This is a genomic window from Amycolatopsis echigonensis, from assembly GCF_014174495.1.
Classification (GTDB): domain Bacteria; phylum Actinomycetota; class Actinomycetes; order Mycobacteriales; family Pseudonocardiaceae; genus Amycolatopsis; species Amycolatopsis echigonensis.
Map to the genome: position 1 here is coordinate 35,065 of NZ_JACJHR010000052.1, position 22,696 is coordinate 57,760.

Below are 22,696 nucleotides of genomic sequence, written 5' to 3' on the forward strand. Positions count from 1 at the left end.
CGGTACTCCACGAGCGTCACCACCAGGGGCGGAAGGGGGCGACTCGTTCGGGGGTAGCGTCAAGACATGCAGATTGGCGCCCATGTCCGCGACGACGATCCGCTGGCCGCCGTCGCCGAGCGAGAAGCCGACGTCGTCCAGTTCTTCCTCTCCGACCCGCAGGGGTGGAAGGCACCGAAACCGCATCCGCACGGCGAGGAGATCAAGGCCTCCCCGGTCGAGGTGTTCATCCACGCGCCGTACCTGATCAACGTCGCGTCCAAGAACAACCGGATCCGCATCCCGTCCCGCAAGAACGTCACCCAGCACGCCGACGGGGCCGCCGCGATCGGCGCGAAGGGCCTGATCGTGCACGGCGGGCACGTCGGCGCGAGCGATGACATCGAGGAAGGCTTGGTCAACTGGCGCAAGCTTTTCGAGCGCGAAGCGGAGAAGGGCGGCTTCGCGGTGCCGATCCTGATCGAGAACACCGCGGGCGGCGACAATGCGATGACCCGCGAACTCGACGTGATCGCCCGGCTGTGGGACAAGGTCGGCGAGTTCGGCGCGGGCTTCTGCCTCGACACCTGCCACGCCTACGCGGCCGGCTGGGATCTCGAGACCGCGGTGGAGAAGGTCAAGGCCATCACCGGCCGCATCGACCTGGTGCACTGCAACAACTCCCGGGACGAGCACGGTTCCAACCGCGACCGGCACGCGTCGGTGGTCGACGGCGACGGGACGATCGAACCGGAACTGCTCGCCGAGGTCGTGCGGCAGGCGGGCGCGCCGGTGGTCGTCGAGACCCCGGGCGAAGGCCAGGCCGCCGACATCGCGTACCTGCGCAAACAGCTCGCCTGAGGTCCGTGAAGGACTCCTTGGGGGAACCAGATTCCCGGAAGGAGTCCTTCACGGATCACGAGACTGGCTGCTCGGTGCGGGACCGGCGGAAGGACGCGAAGGTGACCTTGTCGCGGGCCCGCTCCAGCACGCCGCCCGCCGGGTCGTCGTCGCCGGAGAGCCGGACCAGATCGGTGCGCGGCCGGTAGATCTCGCGGAGCACCAGCACGCACAGCCCGACCACGGCCAGGTCGCGGATGACCACCCCGCCGAGGAACCAGCCCGCCGGCAGTCCTTTGTGGTCGACGCCGAGGTAATAGAACATCCGGGGCACCCACACCGCCGCGTCGATGACCATCCAGGCCAGCAGCGGCCGCCAGCGCGGGATCGCGAGCACCGCCAGCGGGACGAGCCACAGCGAGTACTGCGGGCTCCACACCTTGTTGGTCAGCAGGAACGCCGCCACGACAAGGAAAGCCAGCTGCCCGAACCGCGGCCGCCGCGGCGCGGTGAGCGCGACGTACGCGATTCCCGCGAAGCAGGCCAAGAACAGCACCGCCACCACGATGTTGAGCACGGTCGGCGTCTGTCCTTTTTGGAGCACGCCGTCGAAGCCGACCCACCCGGTGGCGTAGGAGACCACGTTGTAGAGCGAATCCGGGTCCATCGGGCGCAGCGTGTTGAGCCGGAAGAACTCCCACCAGCCGCGCGGTGCGGCCACGATGAAGGGGACGTTCACCACCAGCCAGGCCAGCACGGTGAACGCCGCGGTCTGGCTCCACGCGCGCAGTTTCCCGGCGCGCAGGCACAGCAGGAACAGCACACCGAGCAGCAGCAACGGGTACAGCTTGGTCGCGATGCCGAGTCCGAAGAGGACTCCGGCGACCTCCGGGCGTTTTCGCGACCACGCCAGGATCCCGGCGGCGGTGGCCGCGGTGGCGAGCGCGTCGAAGTTCGTAAAGGTGTGGACCAGCACCAGCGGCGAGATGGCGACGAGCGCCGCGTCCCACGGCCTGCGTTTCGTCGTCCGTCCGGTGGCCCACACGGTGACCAGCCAGGCGAGCGCGAGCCAGAACGCGGAGATGTTGAAGTAGATCGCCACCGGCAGCGCGCCGGGAAGCCAGCCCGCGTTCGCGACCGACGTCCAGCCCGCCGCGAGTTTCGCGTTGATCCACTGGAACAGGCCGGTGACCACCGGGTACTCCATGTACCGGGTCTGGTTCTCCGCGGTCTGCGAATCCTCCTGCCACGACGTGACGTAGGGGAAGGTGCGCGCGTCGTCGAGCTTTTCCGAGCTGTAGAGCGGGACGATGTCGGAGTAGCACATGGCGACGAACGGACGGCCGGCGCGCCAGTCGAGCTGGTGCACGCCGTTCGAGTCGCTGTACTGCTGAATGCACGACGCCTTGCCGAACCAGCACACCACCAGCGCGAGCACGGCCATCGCGAGCCCGACGCGCTGCGGCGACCAGAACCACTGCCTGCCCACCGCCGCGTGCGCGCCGATCGGACCGCCGATGGGTCTCGTCGCCGCGGCCACCAGCGGGTCGTGCCGGCTGGGGGCGATTCGCTCCGCCGGGGTGAGCGTGCGGGGAGCCGAATCCGGCTCGTCGGCGGGGTCGGAGGCGCGGGACACGTCGGGATGCTATCGGTCCGCGGGTGGGGTGCCGGTCATTTCGGATCCTCGTAAAACCCGGCAAGCACCTCGAAAGCGGCGCCAAGGGCCACGGCCTCCTCGTCGAGGTCGCTCAGTTCGACGTCGATGCGCTGCCAGTACGGCACCGGCAGCAGGTCTCGCAGCTGCTGCGAGACCGTCTCGCGGTAGACCTCGGGCGCGGCGCGGATGGTCCGTCCGAACAGGACGATCCGTTCGAGGTCGAGCACCTGAACCAGGTCCGCGAGCCCGATGCCGAGCAACCGGGCGGCGTCGTGCGGGGTGCCCGCGGCGCGGTGCATGACCTCGACGCAGCCGCGGCGTCCGCACGCGCAGCGCGGTCCGGCGTAGGCGATGGTGGTGTGGCCGAACTCCCCCGCGTTGGTGCGCGGGCCTCGATAGACGCGTCCGTCGATCAGCAGGCCGACGCCGATTCCGGTCCCGACGAGCACGACGGCGGTCGCCGCCGCGGTTTCTTCCGGCCAGGCGTGCGCGAAGGCGGCCGAGTTGGTGTTTTTGTCCAGCGTGACCGGCAGACCGGTGCGTTCGGCGAGCAGATCGCGCAGCGGGACGTCGTGCCAGCCGGGCATGTTCGTGGCGTCGCGGACGCGGCCCGCGTGGTGGTCGAGCGGTCCCACCGCGCCGACGCCGAGCCCGAGCACCCGTGCCGGATCGACGTCGGCGACCAGTTTGCGCACCCCGTCGGCGATCGCGGTCACCGCGGTCTCCGGAGCGAAGCCGACCGGCAGCGGGCCTTCCACGATCTCCTCGACCTCGCCGGTCAGGCCGGTGCGCAGCACGAGAAACCCGTCCCGATCGAGTTGCGCGCCGAGTGCGCAGCGGGCCTCCGCGCGCAGCCGCAGCATCGTGCGCGGTTTGCCGACTCCGGCCGCGGCCTGGCGTTCGACGTCCAGCAGTCCTTCCGGCAGCAGGTCGGACACGATTTTCGACACCGCCTGCTGGGTGAGCCCGGACCGCTGCGCCAGCTCGACCCGGCTCAGCCCGCCGGCGCGCAGGATGTGCCCGAGCAGCAGCGCGCGGTTGTGGCGTCGCAGCCCGCGCAGGTTGACGCCGGTTTCCGCCATCGGCCGATCATCGCGGACGGGTGGCCTATTACGCAACAGTGTTGTTTAATAGCGGCCATGGCTGATGACGCGCGGGTCGGCATTCTCGGATACGGGATCGGCGGCCGGATTTTCCACGCGCCGCTGGTCGCGGCGACGCCTGGCCTGGTCCCGGCCGTGCTGGTGACCGCGAATCCGGAACGGGCCGCCCAGGCGCGCGCCGAACATCCGGACGCCGAAGTAGTCCCGGACGCGGACGCGCTTTTCGCCCGTGCGGGTGAGCTCGACCTGGTCGTGGTGACCACGCCGAACCGCACGCACGTGCCGCTCGCCCTCCGCGCGATCGAGGCCGGGATTCCGGTGGTCGTGGACAAGCCGTTCGCGCCGACCTCGGCCGAAGCGCAGCAGGTCGTCGACGCGGCGAAGGCCAAGGGCGTCGGCGTCACGGTGTTCCAGAACCGCCGCTGGGACTCGGATTTCCGCACCGTCGGCAAGGTGCTCGAATCCGGTCGCCTCGGCAACGTCTTCCGCTTCGAATCCCGCTACGACCGCTGGGTGCCGAAGATCAAGGACAACTGGCGCGAGTTCGGCGATCCGGCCGAGGCCGGCGGTCTGCTTTACGACCTCGGCGCGCACATCGTCGACCAGGCGCTGCAGCTTTTCGGTCCGGTCGCCCAGGTTTACGCGGAGGTCGACCGCCGTCGCCCCGGCGCGGCGGTGGACGACGACGTGTTCGTGGCCCTGCACCACGCGAACGGCGTGCGGTCGCACCTGTGGTCGTCCGCGCTCGCCGGCACTCGCAACCCGCGCTTCCGCGTGCTCGGCGACCAGGCGACGTTCACCAAATACGGCCTCGACGTCCAGGAACCGCAGATCAAGGCCGGTCTCCGCCCCGGCGACGACGGCTGGGGCGTGGAGCCGGAAAGCGACGCCGGCTTGCTCGGGGTGAATGACGACACCGAAGCGGTGCCGACCGAAACCGGTTGCTACGAAGCGTTTTACGCCCAGGTCCGGGACGCGCTGCGCGGCGAGGCGGATTTCCCGGTGGACCCGGCGAGCGCGGTCGAAGCGTTGCGCGTGATCGAAGCCGCGCACCGCTCGGGTGCCGAAGGCCGCGTGATCACCCTCGGCGGCTGACACCGCCCCCTGAACGGCCGTGGCCGCGACGGCCTCCCCCCCACCGTCGCGGCCACGGCCTTTTTCGTCACTGCGGCGGCGGGGATTCGCCCGTCGACGGACCACCGGTCGGCGGGTTGTGCGACGACGGCTTGCCCGACGGCCAGTGCGGAAGCCCGCTCGGCCAATGCGGCTGGCTGGGTCCGCCGGTGATCGGACCGCCGTGCTCGTTCCCGTTGCCGGGGTCCGGTTCGTTGCCGTTGGTCTGCGTCGGCGGCTGCTGCTCGTCGCCCGCACTCTGGTCCTGCGACGGCGGCGGGGCCTGGACGCCGATCAGCGACACCTGGTCGAACTTCTCGCCCGGCTTGCCCTTCAAGTAGGCGTCGAGGAACTTCTGCCACATCGGGCCCGCGATCGTCGAACCGTAGATCGGCGACGTGCCCGAGCCGTGCAGCGCCTGGTCGCCGTCCGCGCCGACCCACGCGGCGACCGAGACCGACGGCGTGTAGCCGACCATCCAGGTCTGCGCGTTCGCGTTCGCCGCCCACGCCGGCTCGCCCGGCCGCGGCGTGTGCTGCTGGGTACCGGTCTTGCCCGCGCAATCGTGGCCGGACGGGCACTTCAGGTGCGAGAAGTCGATCACCGGGCCCAGCGCCATGGTCACGTTGCCGGCGATCTGCTTGCTCTTGTCCGCGTCGCTGTCGAACGCCGGTTTGCCCGGGCTCGGCTGCGCCTCGTAGGCGACCTCGTTCTGCGAGTTGGTCACCTTCTGCACGAAGTGCCGGTCGCGCTGGACGCCGTTGGCCGCGAACGTCGCGTACGCGCTGGCCATGTCCGCGGGCGTGATCCGGGTGTTCCCGCCGCCGAGCGCGATGTTGGCGTCCGCGGTGGAGATCTCCGACTTGCCGCCGTTGTCCTTGGTCTTGACGCCCGCATCCTGGGCGGCCTGCCCGACCGGACCTGGATGCGTCTGGTTCAGCACCATGTCGTAGAAGACCGTGTTGGCCGACCGTTTCATCGCTTCGGCGACGGTGCACTGCCCGTCGCAGCTGGAGCTCGGGCCCGCGTTGCGCACCTTGCGGCCGTCGAAAACCCGGTTGTTGCTGCCGTCGAAGGTCTCGTTGATCCCCTTGCCCATCTTGAGGAACGCGGTGAGGTCGAACGCCTTCATCGACGAACCGGGGTTCTGCGGCGTGTTCGCCCAGTCGCGAGCGCCCTGCTTCTTCCCGTTCACGTCGATGGTCGCCGGCCCGCCGTAGTACGCGAGCACCCCGCCGGTCTTCGGATCGACCGCCACCAGCGAATCGAGCAGCCGGTCGTCCGACTGGTCCTTCAGCGCGTCGGTCGCCACCTGGGTCGCGATCTCCTGGGCGTGCTTGTCGATGGTCGTCTGGATCGTGTAGCCGCCGGAGTAGTACTTGTCGTCCCCGATGCCGTGCTGCCCCAGCTCGGCCTTGGCCTGCTCGCTGATGAACTTGTACGGCGCGTTGGCGTCGTCCTTCGACTCCGCCAGCGGGATCACGTCCGGGAACTGTGCCGATTGCCGCTGCTGCGGGGTGATGTACTTGTTCGCGAGCATCCGGTCGAGCGCGGTGGTCCAGCGGCTCTGCGCCACCTTCGGGTTTTCCGAACGGCCCGGCTGCTGGATCAGCCCGGCCAGCAGCGCGGCCTCCGAGTAGTCCAGTTTCGAGACGTCCTTGTGGAAGAAGGCCTGCGACGCCGCGCCGACGCCGTACGCCCCGCGCCCGAAGTAAATGATGTTCAGGTACGCGGTGATGATGTCCTGTTTCTCGTACGTCTGGTTCATCTTGAAGGACTTCGCCAGCTCGGTCCATTTACGGGTGAGCGTGGGGGCGTCGTTGTCGGTGGCCTTCTTGATGTACTGCTGCGAGATCGTGGACCCGCCGCCGGTGCCGCCGGTGAGGTTGTTGAACACCGCGCGCAGCAGGCCGGTGACGTCGAAGCCGGAGTTGGTCTCGAACGTCGAGTCCTCGGTCGCGATCACCGCGTGCTTCACCACGTCCGGGATCTGCTGCGAGGTGAGGATCTGCCGGTTCCCGCCGGGGGGCACGTCCTTGCCCATCGGGCTGCCGTCGGCGTAGAGGTAGGTGACGGCCTGGTTCTGGCCCTGCGCCACGCTCTGCGGCGAGGGCACGTCGACCAGGAAATAGGTGATCACGAAAGCGATCGCCGGGATCACGATGAAGAGGCCGACGAACGCGTACGCACTGCGCCGGATGATCTTCCAGCGTCTTTTCTTGCGCTGGGCGGGGGTGCGGCCCTTCTTGTCCAGGTCTTCCGGCGGATAGCCGTCGTCCGGAGCGAGCGGTCCCTCGTCGCGGTAACCGGCGTCCCGGTAGCCGGGGTCGCGGTAGTCGTCCTCGGCGATCCGGTGGGTCATCAGCTCCGGCTCGCGCTGCGGCGGCGGAACCGGGCGACGGCCGGGCGGCGGCGGACGGCGGCCCGGCGGCGGAGAACCCGCCGGACCCCCCGGACGGGTCGGACCCGCGGCGGGCGGCTGCGGGCCGCGGGCCCACGGCGGCGGCCCGGGCTGGGTGGGAGGTGGTTGACGCCGCGGGTCGGGTTCCCGGTCGGGCCAGGAGCGGCTGCGGTCGTCGTTCACTGCGGATCCTCTTCTCGGACACGGGCAGCCTGCGGACGCAGAAGGCCCTCTGGTGACCAGACGCGGCAACCCCGGTCGAGGTTCACTCTCCTGGCCGATCCCCTTCCCGGGGGAGGAGACCGTCGGTGAACCTACCGCACCCCCAGCCGGGTGGTACCGGCGAAAAGAGGCTCCTCTCCGGGGTGGAGAGGAGCCTCTTCGAAGGGTCGGGCGCGGATCAGCCGGTGCGCCTCGGCGGTTCGCCGTTCACCACGGGACCGCCGCCGCTGCCGGGGTTGCCGCCGTCGGTGCCGCCGCCGAAGATGCCGCCCGGACGGGTCGGGCTGGTCGTCGTCGAGGACGGCGGATGCGACGAGGTGGACGGCGGCGGCTCCGAAGACGAGGACGTCGTGGGAGGCGGCGGCGGTTGCTCGCTCGACGTCTGGCGCGGCGGCGGGGCCGTCTTGCTCGACGTCACGACCTCGTCCGCGTCCTTGCCGATCGGATCGACCTTGTCGAACTTCTCGCTCGGCTTGTCCTTCAGGTAGTTCGTGAGGAAGTCCTGCCACGCCGGGCCCGCGATCGTCTTGCCGAAGATCGGGTTCCCGTCCTGGTCGTGCAGCGGCTTGTTGCCGTCGCCGCCGATCCAGACCGCGGCCGACACCGACGGCGTGTACCCGACCATCCAGGTCTGGGCGTTGCGGTCCTTGTACGAACTGGGGTCGCCGTCCTGCGGGTCGTACTGCTGGGTACCGGTCTTGCCCGCGCACTCGTGGCCGCTCGGGCACTTCAGGTGCGATTCGGCGATGACCGGACCGAGCGCGTCGGTGACGTTCCCGGCGATCTGCTTGCTCTTGTCCGCGTTGTCGTCGAACGCGGGTTTCGCCTGCCCGGCCGTGTCGTCGAAGATGACCTCGTCCTGGGAGTTCGTGAGCTTCGCGACGAAGTGCTGATCGCGCCGGACACCGCCGGAGGCGAACGACGAGTAGCCGGCGGCCATGTCCTCCGGGGTGACCACGGTGGCGCCACCGCCGAGGGCGATGTTGGCGTCGCTCGTGCCGAGCTTGGCCTTGCCCTTCGGCGCGGCCTGCACGCCCGCTTCCTTCGCGGCTTCCGCGACCCGGGCGGGCTTCGTCCAGTTCAGCACCATGTCGTAGAACACGGTGTTCGCCGAGACCTCCATGGCCTTTTTGACCGTGCACTGAGGACCGCAACTGGCGCTTTCGCCCGCGTTGCGGACCACGCGGCCGCCGAGCTCCCGGTTGTTCGTGCCGTCGAAGACTTCGCCGAGGCCCTTGCCCATTTTGAGCCAGGCGGTGAGGTCGTAGGCCTTCATCGACGAACCGGGGTTCTGCGGGGTGTTCGCCCAGTCCGTGGCGAGCACGTCCTTGCCCGCGCTGTTCTTCACAGTGGTCGGCCCGCCGTAATAGGCGAGCACGCCCCCGGTTCTCGGGTCGACGGCGACCAGCGCTCCCCGGAGGTTCTCGTCGGTCTGGCCCTGCATGTTGTCCTGAACGGACTGCACGGCGATCTTCTGCGCGTTCGGGTCGATCGTCGTGTAGATCTTCGCGCCGGTGGAGTACAGCTTGTCCTCGTCGTAGCCCTTGTCCTTGAGCTCGTCGAGAATGCGCTGCTGGATGAAGTAGTCCAGCGTGCCGGCGTCTTCCTTCTTCTGCGCGTCGCGCGGGATCATCGTGGGAAGCTGCGCGGCCTTGCGGTCGGCGGGCGAAAGCCAGTGGTTGGCGACCATCTGGTCCATCACGTAGCTCCACCGCTTCTGCACGTACGCGGTGTCGCGGTCGCGGCTCGGGCCCTGGATCATCCCGGCGAGCAGCGCCGCCTCGGAAGCGTTGAGATCCTTGACGTCCTTGCCGAAGTACGCCTTCGACGCGGCGGCGATGCCGTTCGCGCCGCGGCCGAAGAAGACGATGTTCAGGTAGCCGGTGATGATGTCCGATTTGGACGTCTCGTTGTTCAGCTTGAACGACTTCGCCAGCTCGGTCCATTTCCGCGTCAGCGTCGGGGCGTCGTTCTTGGTCGCCTGCTTGATGTACTGCTGCGAAATGGTCGAACCGCCGCCGGTGCCGCCGGTCGCCTGGTTGAAGACCGACCGCAGGATCGCCATCACGTTGAAGCCGGAGTTGGTCTCGAAGCTCGCGTCCTCGGCCGAGTAGACGGCGTGCTTGACGACCTCGGGGATCTGGTTGGGCTGCAGCAGTTCGCGGTTGCCGCCCTGCGGGACCACTTTGCCCATCACCGATTTGTCGCCGTAGTAGAAGGTGATCGGCTGGCTCTGCTTCGCGAGCACGTCCTGCGGCGACGGCACGTCGACCAGGAAGTAAGTGATCACGAACGCGATCGCGGGCACCACGACGAACAGGCCGAACATCGCGTACAGCACGCGCCGGACGATCTTCCACCGGCGTTTGCGGCGCTGCATCGGCGAGAGCGGGGTCTTGTTCTTCTTGCCGTCCTCCTCGCCTTCCGGCTCGTCCTCGAAGTCCGCGTCGTCCGAGTACTGGGCGAGGCGGGTTTCCTCGTCGTACGGGTCGTGGTCGTCGTACCGGTCGTCGTAAGGCGCGTAGCCGTTGTGCGCGGCGTGCGTGATCAGGTCCGGTTCGCGGTCGGTCTCCGGATAGGACGGCGGAGGCGGAGGCGGCGGGACCCGGCGGCCCTGTGGCGGACGTCCGCCCGGCGGCGGCTGCCGGAAACCCTGGGTGCCGTTCCCGGTGGGACCGCCATTGGGACCGCCGTTCGGACCGCCGTTGGGTCCGGGACGTCCGACCGGGGGCTGGCGACGCGGCGGGGGCGCGCCCTGTCCGTCGAGGATCTGCGACGCGCGGGTGGCCGAACCGCGATCCTGCGGTGCGGGGCCTTGCGGCGGGCGGCCCTGCGGAGCGCGGTTCTGCGGAGGCCGCTGCGGACGGCGCGGCTCGTCGGCGGCGGGCCACTGCGGAGCGCCTTCGTCGCCGCTCGGCCATTCCGGACCGGCTTCGGCTCGCGGGGCGCGCGGCGGGCGCGGACCGCCCGCGGGAGGACGGCGGGGCGGCGCGGGGCGCCGGGGGGCGTCATCGGCGGGCCAGGCGGGACCGGGGTCCTCCTGCGGGCGCCGGGCACGGCGAGGTGCATCTGGCTCCTGGCTCGGCCAGGAGCGGTTGCGGTCGTCGTTCACGAATGGGCCTCCGAGGGCTGTACTGCCGGCGCCGTCGTCCGGGACGGACAGCGGCGCGCCGCCCTGCGTTCTGCAGCGGTTGTGGTACTCGTCACTGCCCGGCAGTCCTTCGCGGCCGGGTCGGCTGGGGCTCTCCCGTGCCGAGGACATAGGACAGGACCAGATGGTTCCAATGGCACGTCCGGCACACCTCTACGTCATAGACCGTGAACTCCCCGAAAATCCCCGACATCCGGGTCAGTTCGGCGGGGGTGCGTGCCGATCCCGAGACGTGCTTGAGCTCGTCGCCGTACACCCAGGAGACGAGGTGCAGCGGCGCCCGGCGGCACATCGGACAGGCCCGGTCCTCGGGCCTGCCGTGGAATTTCGCCGCGCGGAGCAGGTACGGGCTCGCGTCGCAGACCTCGTGGTCTCCGACGCGTCCGGAGCGGACGCCGGCCAGCAGCGCACGGCGCTGCAAGGCGTAATCCACAACCTGCCGCTGGTTTCGCACGAGGACAGAGTACGGGCTCTTTCTGTGTCCGCGGTGCCCCCTGCTTTCCCGCACCCACGGCGACCGTTCGGACACGCCGAAAGAGCGATAACGCTCTGATCACGGATCGCCGGGCGCGCGCTGGTCGCGGGTTACTTCCGCCACTTCGATGTATCGGCGCGATATACTCGGCGAGTAGGTTGGCTGAGCCGGTCCCGGGTGATCAACGGTGCCGGCCGCGGCGTATTCCCGGAATGGGGTGTGGTGTGCTCGAACTCGCGATCCTCGGATTGCTGCACGAGGCGCCCATGCACGGGTACGTGCTGCGCAAACGTTTGCACGAGACGCTCGGGATGTTCCGGACGTTCTCGTACGGCTCGCTGTACCCGACCTTGCGCCGGTTGCTGCGGGCCGGTTACCTCGTCGAGGAGTTCGACGAGGCGGACGACCGGGCGTGGTCCCGGCGCGGCCGCCGCGTCTACAAGCTCACCGCCGAGGGCAAGGAACGCTTCGCCGAACTGCTCGGCGACGCGGGACCGCAGACGTGGGACGACGAGGGATTCGGCGTCCACCTGGCGTTCTTCTCGCGGACACCGGCCGACGTCAGGATGCGAATCCTGGAAGGCCGCCGCCGCCGCGTCGAGGAGCGGCGCGAAGGCTTGCGGGACGCGCTGGCCAGGGCCGAGGAGAAGATCGACCGCTACACCCGCGAGCTGCACCGGCTGGGGCTGGAGTCGAGCGAGCGGGAGGTGCGCTGGCTCAACGAGCTGATCGCGCACGAACAAGCCGAGCAGCGCGGCCCGGAGCAGCCGGGACCGAGTTGAGCGGCGGCCGCAACGGGGCGGCAGACCTGCAGATGCAAGTGGATGAGATTGAAGGAGAAACCGGCATGGGCGAGAACCGCCGCGTTCGGGTGGCCATCGTGGGCGTCGGCAACTGCGCCTCGTCGCTGGTCCAGGGCGTGCAGTACTACCGCGACGCGGATCCCGGTACGCGCGTCCCCGGTTTGATGCACGTCCAGTTCGGCGACTACCACGTGCGCGACGTCGAGTTCGTCGCCGCGTTCGACGTCGACGCGAAGAAGGTCGGCAGGGACCTCTCGGAGGCGATCTCCGCCAGCGAGAACAACACGATCAAGATCGCCGACGTGCCGCCGCTCGGCGTCACCGTCCAGCGCGGGCACACCTACGACGGCCTCGGCCGCTTCTACCGCGAGACCATCGAGGAGTCCGACGAGGCACCCGTCGACGTGGTCGCCGCGCTGCGCGACGCGCAGGTCGACGTGCTCGTCTCCTACCTTCCGGTCGGCTCCGAAGAGGCCGACAAGTTCTACGCGCAGGCCGCGATCGACGCGGGCGTCGCGTTCGTCAACGCGCTGCCGGTGTTCATCGCCTCCGACCCGGAGTGGGCCAAGAAGTTCGAGGACGCGGGCGTCCCGATCGTCGGCGACGACATCAAGTCCCAGGTCGGCGCCACCATCACGCACCGCGTGCTGGCGAAGCTCTTCGAGGACCGCGGCGTGCAGCTCGACCGCACGATGCAGCTCAACGTGGGCGGGAACATGGACTTCCTGAACATGAAGGAGCTGGAGCGGCTCGAGTCGAAGAAGATCTCGAAGACCCAGTCGGTCACCTCGCAGGTGGACCGCGAGCTCGGCAAGGGCAATGTCCACATCGGACCGTCGGACTACGTGCAGTGGCTCGACGACCGCAAGTGGGCCTACGTCCGCCTCGAGGGCCGCGCGTTCGGCGACGTCCCGCTGAACCTGGAGTACAAGCTCGAGGTGTGGGACTCCCCCAACTCGGCGGGCATCATCATCGACGCGGTGCGCGCGGCGAAGATCGCCAAGGACCGCGGCATCGGCGGCCCGATCCTGTCCGCGTCGTCCTACTTCATGAAGTCGCCGCCGGAGCAGTACGACGACTCGACCGCCCGCGACGCGGTCGACGCCTTCATCCGCGGCGAACTGGAGCGCTGACCCCAGCCTGACTGTCCGTGAAGGGCTCCTTGAGGGAATCTGATTCCCTCAAGGAGTCCTTCACGGCGTCAGGGCCGGTCTGCGGTGACCAGTTCGGTTTTGGTCATCGCGTCGCCGAGCGGGTCGGGCAGCTGCTTGCCGTACTGGGCGGCGAGATCGCCCGCGCGGTCGACCGTCGTCCGCCAGCCTTGCCCGGCGAGCCAGTCGATCGGGTTCCGGCGCGGTTCGGTCGAAAGCACGTCGTTCACGTCGAGGCCGAGCCGTGCTCCGGCGGCCGACGACCGGATGGTGTCGAGGATGTCGGTGCTGCCGAGGTCGGGGATGTGTTCGAGGCCGATCCGGCTGCCCGGCGCGCTGCGGGCGTGCACGAGGTCGAACAGCAGTTCCTCCGCGGCCGCGGGCAGATACGGCAGCAGCCCTTCGGCGATCCACACCGACGGACGGGTGCGGTCGAATCCGGCGTTTTCCAGGGTGGCGGGCCAGTCCTCGCGCAGGTCGGCTCCGATCGGATGGCGGCGGCAGCGCGGGGCCGCGCCGAGCCCGTCCAGGACGTCCTGTTTGAACGCGAGCACTCGCGGCTGGTCCACCTCGTAGACGTCGCGGCCGGAGAGGTCCAGCCGGAAGGCGCGGGCGTCGAGCCCGGCGGCGAGGATCACCACCTGCGGCGCGTCCGTGCCGGTGACCACGTCGTCGAAGAACCGGGACCGCACCGCGAGGTACCCGGCCATCGCCATCCAGAGCGGATCGTCGAGCGGTTCGATCGGCATTGGCCGCGGCGGATTCGCGGCGCGGACGAACTCCGCCGCGTACGGGTCTTCGATCAGCGGATCCGGGGACACGGTGACGATCGCCCGGCCGGCCGCGACCCCGAGCGCGGTCAGTCCGACGCTGCTGACGATGTCCCAATCCTGGTCCGGTGCAGCCATTTCCCACCCCTCGAGCCGATCTTGTTGGCAGAGGTTCAGGATGGCACTGCGCGACGGGGCGGATACGGGCAGCGACCGTTTTGCGGTTATTTGCCGCTGTGGGCTGCGTCACTCAGCGAGTGCGGCAGGGCGGCGAGGTTCGGCAGCACCGTGGCCTTTCGCAGCACGGCCGGATCCGGCGGGAAATGCGGGTTCGGCACCGCGAACACCGTCATGTTCGCCGCGAACGCCGCGCGCAGGCCGTTCGTCGAGTCCTCCACCGCGGCGCAGCGGGAAGCTTCGACGCCCAGCAGCGTCGCCGCACGCAGGTAGACGTCCGGTTCGGGCTTGCCCGCGGCCACTTCCTCGCTCGACACCGCGACCGGGACCAGGGACGTCAAGTCGCACGCGGTCAGGAACGAGTGGATCAGCACCGGCGGCGACGAACTGGCGATCGCGACCGGCCAATGCCGGGAGATCTCGCGCACGACCTGGTCCGCGCCGTCGATGACCGGCGGGCGGTCGGCGTAGCGGGCCGCCATCTCGTCGATCACGACGCGCGCGATCTCGTCCGGGGCGAGCTGCGCGCCGAGGGTTTCCACCAGGTAGTTCGCCCATTCCGGCGTGCTCATCCCCTGCTGGGCGCGGGTCGCCTCCGGCCGCCAGGTCCCGCCGTGCTCGGCGACTACGGCTCGGCGCACCTCGTCCCACGTCGTTTCGGAGTCCACCAGTACGCCGTCGAGGTCGAAGATCACCGCATCCACTTGTCCAGCCTAGGGCTACTGGCCTGGACCACCTTGTGAGCCGAATTACTTCGCTACCCTAACTACTTTTTGTTAGCCTAGCTAAGTGACTTCCTCGACGGGCGATCTGGCGCAGCGGCTGCGGCCGGTGGTGTTCCGGCTGTACTACCTGGTGCGCCGCGAATCCGCGCAGCTGCTGACCCTGACCCAGGGGTCGGTGCTGTCGGAGCTGGTCGGCCGCGGGCCGAGCCGGATGAGCCGGCTCTCCCGTCTCGAGCGCGTGCGGATGCCGTCGATGACCGACGTCGTGCGCAGGCTCGAACGGCTCGGCATGGTGACCCGCCGTCCCGACCCGGCGGACGGGCGCGCCGTGCTCGTGGAGGCCACGCCGGAAGGCGAGCGGTTCTACGCCGAGATGATCGCGGGCCGGGAGGCGGAGCTGCGGGCGCGGCTCGACCGTCTCGACCCGGCCGAGCGCGCCGCCATCGACGCCGCGCTTCCCGCGCTCACGAAGCTGATCGCCGACTTCCACCGTGACGATCCCGCCGCGGAACTCGCCGTACTGTCTGAAGGAGGAACTGATCCGCGATGAGCGCTGAGCACCACTCGAGCCTGCTGGACGCGGTCAAGGACCAGCCCAAACAGGTGTGGATCACCGCGTTCGCCGCGGTCATCGCGTTCATGGGCATTGGCCTCGTCGACCCGATCCTGCTGTCCATCGCCAAGGGGCTGAACGCTTCGCCGTCCCAGGTCACGCTGCTGTTCACGTCGTATCTCGGCGTGCAGGTCATCGCGATGCTCTTCACCGGCGCGATGTCCGCCCGGTTCGGGGCCAAGCGGACCGTGCTGGTCGGGCTGACTCTGATCGTCGCCGCGACCGCGCTGTGTGCCGCCGCCGGTTCGATCGAGCAACTTGTCGGCCTGCGTGCGGTGTGGGGACTCGGCAACGCTTTCTTCATCGCCACCGCGCTGTCGGTGATCGTCGGCGCGGCGACCGGTGGCCAATCCGGCGCGATCCTGCTTTATGAAGCAGCGCTGGGGGTCGGGCTCGCGGTCGGTCCGCTGCTCGGCGCGCTGCTGGGCACGATCTCGTGGCGCGGTCCGTTCCTCGGCACCGCGGTGCTGATGATCGCCGCGCTGGTGCTGTGCTCGATCTTCCTGAAGAGCGACTCGCACGAGAAGCGGGAACCGATCAAGCTGCTCGACCCGATCCGCGCGCTGAAGCACCCTGGTCTGCTGCGCACGTCGGTCGCCTCGGCGCTGTACACCGCCGCGTTCTTCGCGGTGCTCGCCTGGTCCCCGTTCGTGCTCGGCTGGAACGCCATCGCCGTCGGCCTGATCTTCTGCGGCTGGGGCCTGTGCGTGGCGATCGCCGGCGTGGTGCTCGCCCCGAAGATGGCCGCCCGCTTCGGCGAACGGCACGCTGCGGCGCTGGCCGTGGTCGGCTACACCGTCCTGATGCTGGTGCTGGCCATCCCGAGCAAGCCGGTGGTGGTCGTCGGGATCATCCTGTCCGGCCTGGTCTCCGGGCTGCTGAACACGCTGTTCACCGGGACCGCGATGTCGATCAGCGACGCGCCGCGGCCGGTCGCGAGCGCGGGGTACAACTTCTGCCGCTGGTTCGGCGGCGCGATCGCGGCCACGCTCGTCGGCCACGTCGCCGAGTGGATGGGCTGGGAGCAGGGTCCGTTCCTGATCGCCGCGGTGCTGTGCCTGATCGCCGCGGTGCTCCTGTCGCAGCGCGAGAAGAAGGCCGACCCGCACACCGTGCCGAAGGAGGCCGCGCTCGTCGGCGACGAGGAGTTCTGAGCCTTATCGCAACGCTCGGCGATCGCCCCCGGACTGTCTGTTCGGGGGCGATCGTCGTCTTTGGACGAATACACTCGCTGTTTACCTTTTAGTCCGATTCAGGGGGTTTTCGCCGCATACGGTCGCTGCGTTCCCACCGAGAAGCGACCCTGGAGGCCCCGTGTCCCTGGAGCCCGGACGACTGCTGCCCTTGTTCACCGCGCATTCCGGCGGCCGGTCACCGATCACCTGCGAGTACCGCTGCGGCAACGCGTGTGCGCACGAGGCCCCGAACCCGACCGGCAACGACTACTTCGGCGACATCGCCAAGGGCGTCTCGCGGCGCGGCGTGTTCAAGGCCGGTGCGGTGATGGCCGCGGCGGCGGGCGGGTTCGCGGCCCTGTCCGGCACTGCTGCCGCGGCCGCCCCGGCCCAGGCTCCCGCCCCGCTGGCGAAGGGCCGTGCGGTGCCCGGCACCGACTTCACGCCGGTGCCGGCGAACAAGCTCGACGCCGTCAGCATCCCGGACGGATACGCCCAGCACGTGGTGATCCGCTGGGGCGACCCGGTGGTCCCCGGCGCGCCGAAGTTCGATTTCCGCAAGCAGACCGCCGCCGCGCAGGCCAAGCAGTTCGGCTACAACAACGACTTCGTCGGCCTGATTCCGCAGGACCCGCTCGGCCTGCGCAATCTGCTGGTGGTCAACCACGAGTACACCACCGAGGTGCACCTGTTCCCGGCCGATCAGTACGACCCGGCCAACCCCACCGAGGAGCAGGTGAAGATTGCCTGGGCGGCACACGGATTGTCGGTGCTGCAGACGCTGCGCGACCCGATCGGCGGCGCGCTGCGCACCGTGCCGAGCCCGCTGAACCGGCGGATCACGCTCGACACGATCTTCGAGGTGCGCGGTCCGGCGGCCGGTTCGAAGTACCTCAAGACGTCGGCCGACCCGACCGGCAAGCGCGTGCGCGGCACGCAGAACAACTGCTCCGGCGGTGTCACGCCGTGGGGCACCGTGCTGTCCGGCGAGGAGAACTTCCACCAGTACTTCGCCCACGCCGACAAGGTCTCCGATCCGACCGAAGCCGCGCGGCTCAAGCGGTACGCGGTCGGCACCGGCGAGAGCACGCGCAAATGGGAGCGCTTCGACAAGCGCTGGGACGTTTCGCGCGAGCCCAACGAGCCCAACCGGTTCGGCTGGGTCGTCGAAATCGACCCGAACGACCCGAATTCCACGCCGGTGAAGCACACCGCGCTCGGCCGGTTCAAGCACGAGGCGGCGAACGTCAAGATCACCGCGGACGGCCGGGTCGCGGTGTACTCCGGCGACGACGAGCGGTTCGAGTACATCTACAAGTTCGTCTCGAAGGGCAAGTACAAGAAGGGGAATTCCGCGCTCGCCCGGCGGCACAACTCGGCGCTGCTGGACGAGGGGACCCTGTACGTCGCCAAGTTCTCCGGCAACAGCCCGGGCGAGATCGACGGTTCCGGCAAGCTGCCCGCCGACGGCGAATTCGACGGCACCGGAGAGTGGATTCCGCTTGCCAGCGGCGACAAGTCCTTTGTGGACGGATTTACCGCCGAGGAGGTCTACGTGTTCACCCGCCAGGCCGCCGACCGCGCCGGGGCGACCAAAATGGACCGTCCGGAGGACATCGAGCCGAACCCGGTCAACGGCCGGATCTACGCCGCGCTCACCAACAACTCCGACCGCGGCGCGGCGGGCAAGGCGGCCCCGGACGAGGCGAACCCGCGCACCCGCAACAAAAACGGGCACATCCTCGAATGGGACGAGGACCGCGGCGACGCCGCCGCGACCCGGTTCTCCTGGCGGCTGCTGCTCGTCTGCGGCGACCCGGCCACGGCCGACACCTACTTCGGCGGCTTCCCGAAGGACCAGGTCAGCCCGATCTCGTGCCCGGACAACGTGGCGTTCGACCCGCACGGCAACCTGTGGATCTCCACCGATGGCAACACGCTCGGCGCGAACGACGGCCTCTTCTCGGTTCCGGTGACCGGTCCCGAGCGCGGGCACGTGAAGCAGTTCCTGTCGGTGCCGGTCGGCGCCGAGACGTGCGGTCCGGTCGTCACCGAAAACCTCGTGCTCGTCGCGGTGCAGCATCCCGGCGAGGACGCGCCGAGTTCGGCGAACCCGACCTCGCACTGGCCGGACGGCGGCACCTCGCAGCCGCGGCCGGCGATCGTGTCGGTGTGGAAGAAGGGGGCCTTCGGAGTGCCCGGCAAGATCGGCCGCCGGTAACACTTTGGAGTGTTTCTCACCGCCGAACGGGCTTCCTGGGTCTAGCTTCACCGCGTGAGGCGGGCAAGGAAAGTCGCGATCGGACGTACGGCGGGCGCGGCGGCGGGCACTGCGATGCTGGTCGGCGCGCTCGCCGTCGTCACTCCCGGATCGGCGCCCGCCGAGGGCGCCCCGGATTGCGGCGGCATCGCGGCCAACCCGAGCGTGGAGGACGCCGGTTCGCCCGGCGGACCGCCGAGCGGGTACCTGTTCACCCCCGCCGCGCCGGTTCCGCGCAGCACCCCGCCGGACCGGGTGCCGAAGCTGGTCACCAGCACCGCGTACGCGGTCGACGGACACGTCAACGCCCAGATCCAGACGCCGGACGGCCGGGTCAGCTCGGCCAGCCAGCAGGTGAAAGCCGTGCCCGGCGGGCAATACGCGTTGTCGGTGTGGACGGGTACGGCCCAATCCGGCCTCGGTTCGCACGCGAGCGCGACCACCGGGCTGAGCTTCGCCGACCGCACCGGCCGCGTGCTGGTGGAGAAACCGGTCGCGGTGACGCACGACATCGCCTCCGACGGCAAGCTCGCGCAGCAACAGGTGCCGCCGGTCACCGCGCCGGACGACACCGCGGCGGTCTCGTTTTTCGCCAGTACCAACCACAACTGGGTGCTGTGGGACTGCGTGCACGTGGCTCTCGCCGCGTTCGCGGTGAAGATGGAGGTGCGGAATCCGGCGGACGGAACGTGGGGCCCGTCGGCTGCCATCCCGGCCGGCGACGCCGCGCATTTCCGCATCTCCGTCTCCAACACCGGCTCCGAGCCGCTCACCGCGCTGCTCGTGAAAGACCCGTGGTGCTCCGGCCTTCCCGGCGCGTTCGACCTCGCGGCCGGCGCGTCGCGGGAGCTCACCTGCGACCACCCGAACCTGACTGAGGACGACAACGGACACGTCAACACCGCGAAGGTCACTGGCTCCGGCCCGGGCGGGCCGCTCGCCGAGCAGAAGGCGACCGCGACGGTCACCGTCACACCGCAGCCGGCGGTCGGCAAGATCGGCGACCGGGCGTGGAAAGACCTGAACCGCAACGGCATACAGGACGACGACGAACCCGGCTTCCCGGATCTGCCGGTGACGCTCAAGGACGGCGCGGGCGGCACTCTCGCCACCGCGCGCACGAACGCCGACGGCAGTTACCTGTTCGACCAGCGCAAGGACGGCACCTACCAGGTGTGCTTCGACGTGTCGAAGCTGCCGGACGGGTTCACCGTCACCCAGCGCGGTGCGGGTGCGCCCGGCATGGACTCGGCCGTCGACCCGGCGACCGGCTGCACCTCGCTGTTCACCCTCGGCGGCAAGGACCGCGAGCGGATGGACCTGGACATCGGCCTCGCCCCGCCCGTGCCGACCGTCCCGCCCGCACCCCCGACCCCGACCGCGCCACCCGCCCCGACCGCCTCCGCCGCGTCCGCTCGCTGACCTCGGCGGCGACCACTGAGCGTCGCTTCCCGGCGGATGCGAGACTGTGGCTGAACACCACGTCTCGGGGAGGTCTGGACCAATCATGACCGCGGCCGCCGGCGCGCTCGACGACCCGCACCCGTGGTATCGCCGCCCGATGGCCTGGACGTGGGCCGCCACCGCGGCGGTCCTCGTGCTGTACACGGTGCTCGCCTGGCATCGCCGGTGGATGAGCGACGACGGGCTGCTCGTGCTCCGCACCGTCCGGCAGATCCTGGCCGGGAACGGTCCGGTGTTCAACATCGGCGAGCGCGTCGAGGCGAGCACGAGTCCGTTGTGGACCTGGCTTCTCGCCGGCGTCGGCACGATCCCCGGGCCGCCGCTCGAATGGATCGCGGTGATCACCGGCCTGCTGTGCGCGGTCGGCGGCCTTTTCTTCGGCCTCGACGGCTGCCGTCGGCTCTACGCCGGATCAGTGGCCCCCGCCGGTGCGCTGGTCGTGTGCGCACTCCCGCCGTTCCGGGATTTCGCGACCTCCGGGCTGGAAACCGGTTTGGTGTTGCTGTGGCTCGGGCTGAGCTGGTGGCTGCTGGTGCGCGGCAAAGCGCCGGTCGCCACCGCGATCGTGCTCGGATTAGGCCCGCTCGTGCGACCGGATCTGGCGTTGTTCAGCGTGATCGGCTTCGTCGCCCTCGTGCTGCTGCGCCGCCCGCGATGGCTTGCCGCGCTTGGCTGGCTCGGTGCGGGGATCGCGATTCCGTTGGCATACCAGGTGTTTCGGATGGGTTACTACGGTCTGCTCACCCCGAACACCGCGCTCGCCAAGGAAGCGGCGAACGCCGACTGGCCGCGCGGCTTCGAGTACCTGGCTGATCTGCTCGACCCGTACGTGCTGTGGATTCCGTTGCTGTTGCTGGTGATTGCCGCGATCCTGGTTCGCCGGTCGCGGATTCTGCTGCTGGCTTCGCTGGCGGGCGCGGTTTTGCTCGCGCTGTACGTCGTGCGCGTCGGCGGCGATTTCATGCACGGCCGGATGTTGCTGCCCGCGTTGTTCGTGCTGCTGCTTCCGGTCATGGCGATCCCGGTGACCCGGAAGACGATCGCGTTCGGCGCCGGGGTTGCCGTGTGGGCGGTAGTCGCGGGCGGCTGGCTGCGCGTGCCGTACGAAGGCACCCATCTCGCGGTGAGCGTCACCGACGAACGCGCGTACTGGTCCTGGGCGACCGGACACGAGCACCCGGTGCTGGCGACGGATTACCTCGGACAGGACGTCATCCGTCGCGCCGTCGAGGCGGTGCAAGCGACGAAGCAGCCGGCGGTGCTCGTCTACAGCTATGGCGACGTGAAGCAGTGGTTCCGCTTCCCGACCGACCGGCCGTACGTGACCATGGCGGCCGACAGCATGGGCGCGATCAGCAACATCGCGCCGCTCGACGTGCGCATCCACGACGGCTACGGCCTGGCAAGCGACCTCGCCTCGCACTCGTCGTCGATCCCCAACGGCCGTCCCGGACACTCGAAGTGGCTGGTCGGGGCCTGGGAGGTCGCCGAAGCCGGACGCGGGGACTACGCCACCGACGGCCAGATCCGGATATTCCAGCCCGCCGAACTCGACGCCGCCCGCCAGGCGCTGCGCTGCCCGGACGTTCAGGACGTGCTCGCCTCGACCCGCGAACCCCTCACCTGGAGTCGGTTTATCGACAATTTCACCGGCGCGGTGCACCGGACGGAAATCCGCTACCCCCGGGATCCGTGGGCCGCGGCGCAGTGCGCCCCGGCGAAGTGACCGACGACTCCCCGGACTGGCGAATCAGCGGCAGACGCCTACCGTGGCCGGTATGACCGACCTCCCGCTCGCCTTGATCACCGGTGCCTCCCGGGGCATCGGCGCCGCTATCGCGCACCAGCTCTCCCCGACGCACCGCCTGCTCCTCGGCGGCCGCGACACCGACGCCCTCGCGAAGGTGGCCGAGGAACTGCCCGGCGCCGAGCCGTGGCCGGTCGACCTCACCGACGCCGCTTCCCTCGAAGCCGCGGCCGGCAAGATCGACCGGCTGGACGTGCTCGTCCACTCCGCGGGCATCGGCAAAATCGGCACGGTCGCGGACTCGCCGTCCTCCGTCTGGCGCACGAACCTCGAGGTGAACGTCATCGCGGTGGCCGAACTGACCCGGCTGCTGCTGCCCGCGCTGCGCGCCGCGAACGGCCACGTCGTGGTGATCAACTCCGGTGCTGGCTACACCGCTCGCCCGGGCTGGGGCCCTTACGCGGCAAGCAAATTCGCCGTCCGCGCCTTCGCCGACTCGCTGCGGGCGGAGGAACCGGGTCTGCGTGTGACGTCTGTCTTTCCAGGTCGCACCGACACTGACATGCAACGCGAGGCCCGTGCTCAGGAGGGTGGCGAGTACGAGGCGGAGAAGTATTTGCGGCCGGATTCGGTGGCGACGGCGGTGCTTACCGCGGTGACGGCTACTCCGGAGGCGCACTTCACGGAGATTCAGGTTCGGCCGCGTTGAGGTCCGCGTTCCGGTTCTAGGGAGTGGTGCGGTGGGCACCCCGAAGCCGGATTGTGCTGACGGTTGGTGGGTGCTTGTCAAGGCGGGAAAGATGCCTTGACAAGAACCCACCAACCGCAGGGAGGCTTCGTATCGGGGTGCAGGGCGGGGGCTGGGTGCCT

At 69.6% G+C, this 22,696-nt stretch carries 17 protein-coding genes; 10 read left to right on the top strand and 7 right to left on the bottom strand.

Annotation, left to right across the window (positions count from 1 at the left end):
* Positions 1-66 precede the first annotated feature (66 nt).
* Positions 67-840: a deoxyribonuclease IV gene (locus H5411_RS30010; RefSeq protein WP_183125769.1), complete on the top strand. Its 774-nt coding sequence runs from the start codon at positions 67-69 to the stop codon at positions 838-840.
* 55 nt (positions 841-895) lie between these two features.
* Here the strand turns inward: H5411_RS30010 and H5411_RS30015 are convergent, their stop codons facing one another.
* On the bottom strand, positions 896-2,455 hold the full coding sequence (locus tag H5411_RS30015) for a glycosyltransferase family 87 protein (protein WP_183125770.1): 1,560 nt from the start codon (positions 2,453-2,455) through the stop codon (positions 896-898).
* A 35-nt stretch (positions 2,456-2,490) separates the two neighbouring features.
* Positions 2,491-3,558, bottom strand: a complete 1,068-nt coding sequence (locus H5411_RS30020; RefSeq protein ID WP_183125771.1) for an ROK family transcriptional regulator — start codon at positions 3,556-3,558, stop codon at positions 2,491-2,493.
* Between the two features lie 57 nt (positions 3,559-3,615).
* Here H5411_RS30020 and H5411_RS30025 point away from each other — a divergent pair, with 57 nt between their 5' ends.
* On the top strand, positions 3,616-4,674 hold the full coding sequence (locus H5411_RS30025; protein WP_101436761.1) for a Gfo/Idh/MocA family oxidoreductase: 1,059 nt from the start codon (positions 3,616-3,618) through the stop codon (positions 4,672-4,674).
* Positions 4,675-4,741: 67 nt separating this feature from the next.
* Here H5411_RS30025 and H5411_RS30030 read toward each other — a convergent pair whose 3' ends face one another.
* From H5411_RS30030 to H5411_RS30040, 3 genes are all read right to left on the bottom strand, one after another.
* The gene (locus H5411_RS30030; RefSeq protein ID WP_312878652.1) at positions 4,742-7,276 is read right to left on the bottom strand and encodes a transglycosylase domain-containing protein; all 2,535 of its coding nucleotides are present in this window, start codon (positions 7,274-7,276) and stop codon (positions 4,742-4,744) included.
* A gap of 217 nt (positions 7,277-7,493) precedes the next feature.
* Positions 7,494-10,427, bottom strand: a complete 2,934-nt coding sequence (locus tag H5411_RS30035) for a transglycosylase domain-containing protein (protein ID WP_183125772.1) — start codon at positions 10,425-10,427, stop codon at positions 7,494-7,496.
* A gap of 91 nt (positions 10,428-10,518) precedes the next feature.
* The gene (locus H5411_RS30040) at positions 10,519-10,920 is read right to left on the bottom strand and encodes a DUF5318 domain-containing protein (RefSeq protein WP_037809062.1); all 402 of its coding nucleotides are present in this window, start codon (positions 10,918-10,920) and stop codon (positions 10,519-10,521) included.
* 245 nt (positions 10,921-11,165) lie between these two features.
* Between H5411_RS30040 and H5411_RS30045 the strand changes: the two genes are divergently transcribed.
* Complete coding sequence (locus tag H5411_RS30045) at positions 11,166-11,723, top strand: PadR family transcriptional regulator (RefSeq protein ID WP_037716279.1); 558 nt, start codon at positions 11,166-11,168, stop codon at positions 11,721-11,723.
* 65 nt (positions 11,724-11,788) lie between these two features.
* Entirely contained in the window at positions 11,789-12,877 is a 1,089-nt protein-coding gene (locus H5411_RS30050) for an inositol-3-phosphate synthase (RefSeq protein WP_101436763.1), read from the top strand.
* A gap of 68 nt (positions 12,878-12,945) precedes the next feature.
* On the opposite strand, the gene H5411_RS30055 is transcribed toward H5411_RS30050, so the two are convergent.
* Entirely contained in the window at positions 12,946-13,803 is an 858-nt protein-coding gene (locus tag H5411_RS30055) for an SAM-dependent methyltransferase (protein WP_183125773.1), read from the bottom strand.
* An 86-nt stretch (positions 13,804-13,889) separates the two neighbouring features.
* Positions 13,890-14,546 carry an HAD family hydrolase gene (locus H5411_RS30060; protein ID WP_101436765.1) on the bottom strand — a complete coding sequence of 219 codons (657 nt, stop codon included), beginning with the start codon at positions 14,544-14,546 and terminating at the stop codon, positions 13,890-13,892.
* Between the two features lie 85 nt (positions 14,547-14,631).
* Here H5411_RS30060 and H5411_RS30065 point away from each other — a divergent pair, with 85 nt between their 5' ends.
* The 6 genes from H5411_RS30065 (at position 14,632) to H5411_RS30090 (ending at position 22,535) form a co-directional block, all read left to right on the top strand.
* A complete protein-coding gene (locus H5411_RS30065; RefSeq protein ID WP_101436766.1) occupies positions 14,632-15,117 on the top strand; it encodes a MarR family winged helix-turn-helix transcriptional regulator in 486 nt (161 codons plus the stop codon).
* Entirely contained in the window at positions 15,114-16,334 is a 1,221-nt protein-coding gene (locus H5411_RS30070) for an MFS transporter (RefSeq protein WP_183125774.1), read from the top strand. Before H5411_RS30065 ends, H5411_RS30070 begins: the two co-directional genes overlap by 4 nt.
* 160 nt (positions 16,335-16,494) lie before the next feature.
* On the top strand, positions 16,495-18,576 hold the full coding sequence (locus tag H5411_RS30075) for a PhoX family protein (protein WP_183125775.1): 2,082 nt from the start codon (positions 16,495-16,497) through the stop codon (positions 18,574-18,576).
* Between the two features lie 54 nt (positions 18,577-18,630).
* Complete coding sequence (locus tag H5411_RS30080) at positions 18,631-20,037, top strand: DUF7850 domain-containing protein (RefSeq protein WP_183125776.1); 1,407 nt, start codon at positions 18,631-18,633, stop codon at positions 20,035-20,037.
* Positions 20,038-20,122: 85 nt separating this feature from the next.
* Positions 20,123-21,805, top strand: coding sequence for a hypothetical protein (locus tag H5411_RS30085; RefSeq protein WP_183125777.1), 1,683 nt, complete (start codon positions 20,123-20,125; stop codon positions 21,803-21,805).
* Positions 21,806-21,857: 52 nt separating this feature from the next.
* Positions 21,858-22,535 (top strand): SDR family oxidoreductase, encoded by a 678-nt coding sequence (locus tag H5411_RS30090; RefSeq protein WP_183125778.1) that lies wholly within the window; start codon positions 21,858-21,860, stop codon positions 22,533-22,535.
* Positions 22,536-22,696 lie beyond the last annotated feature (161 nt).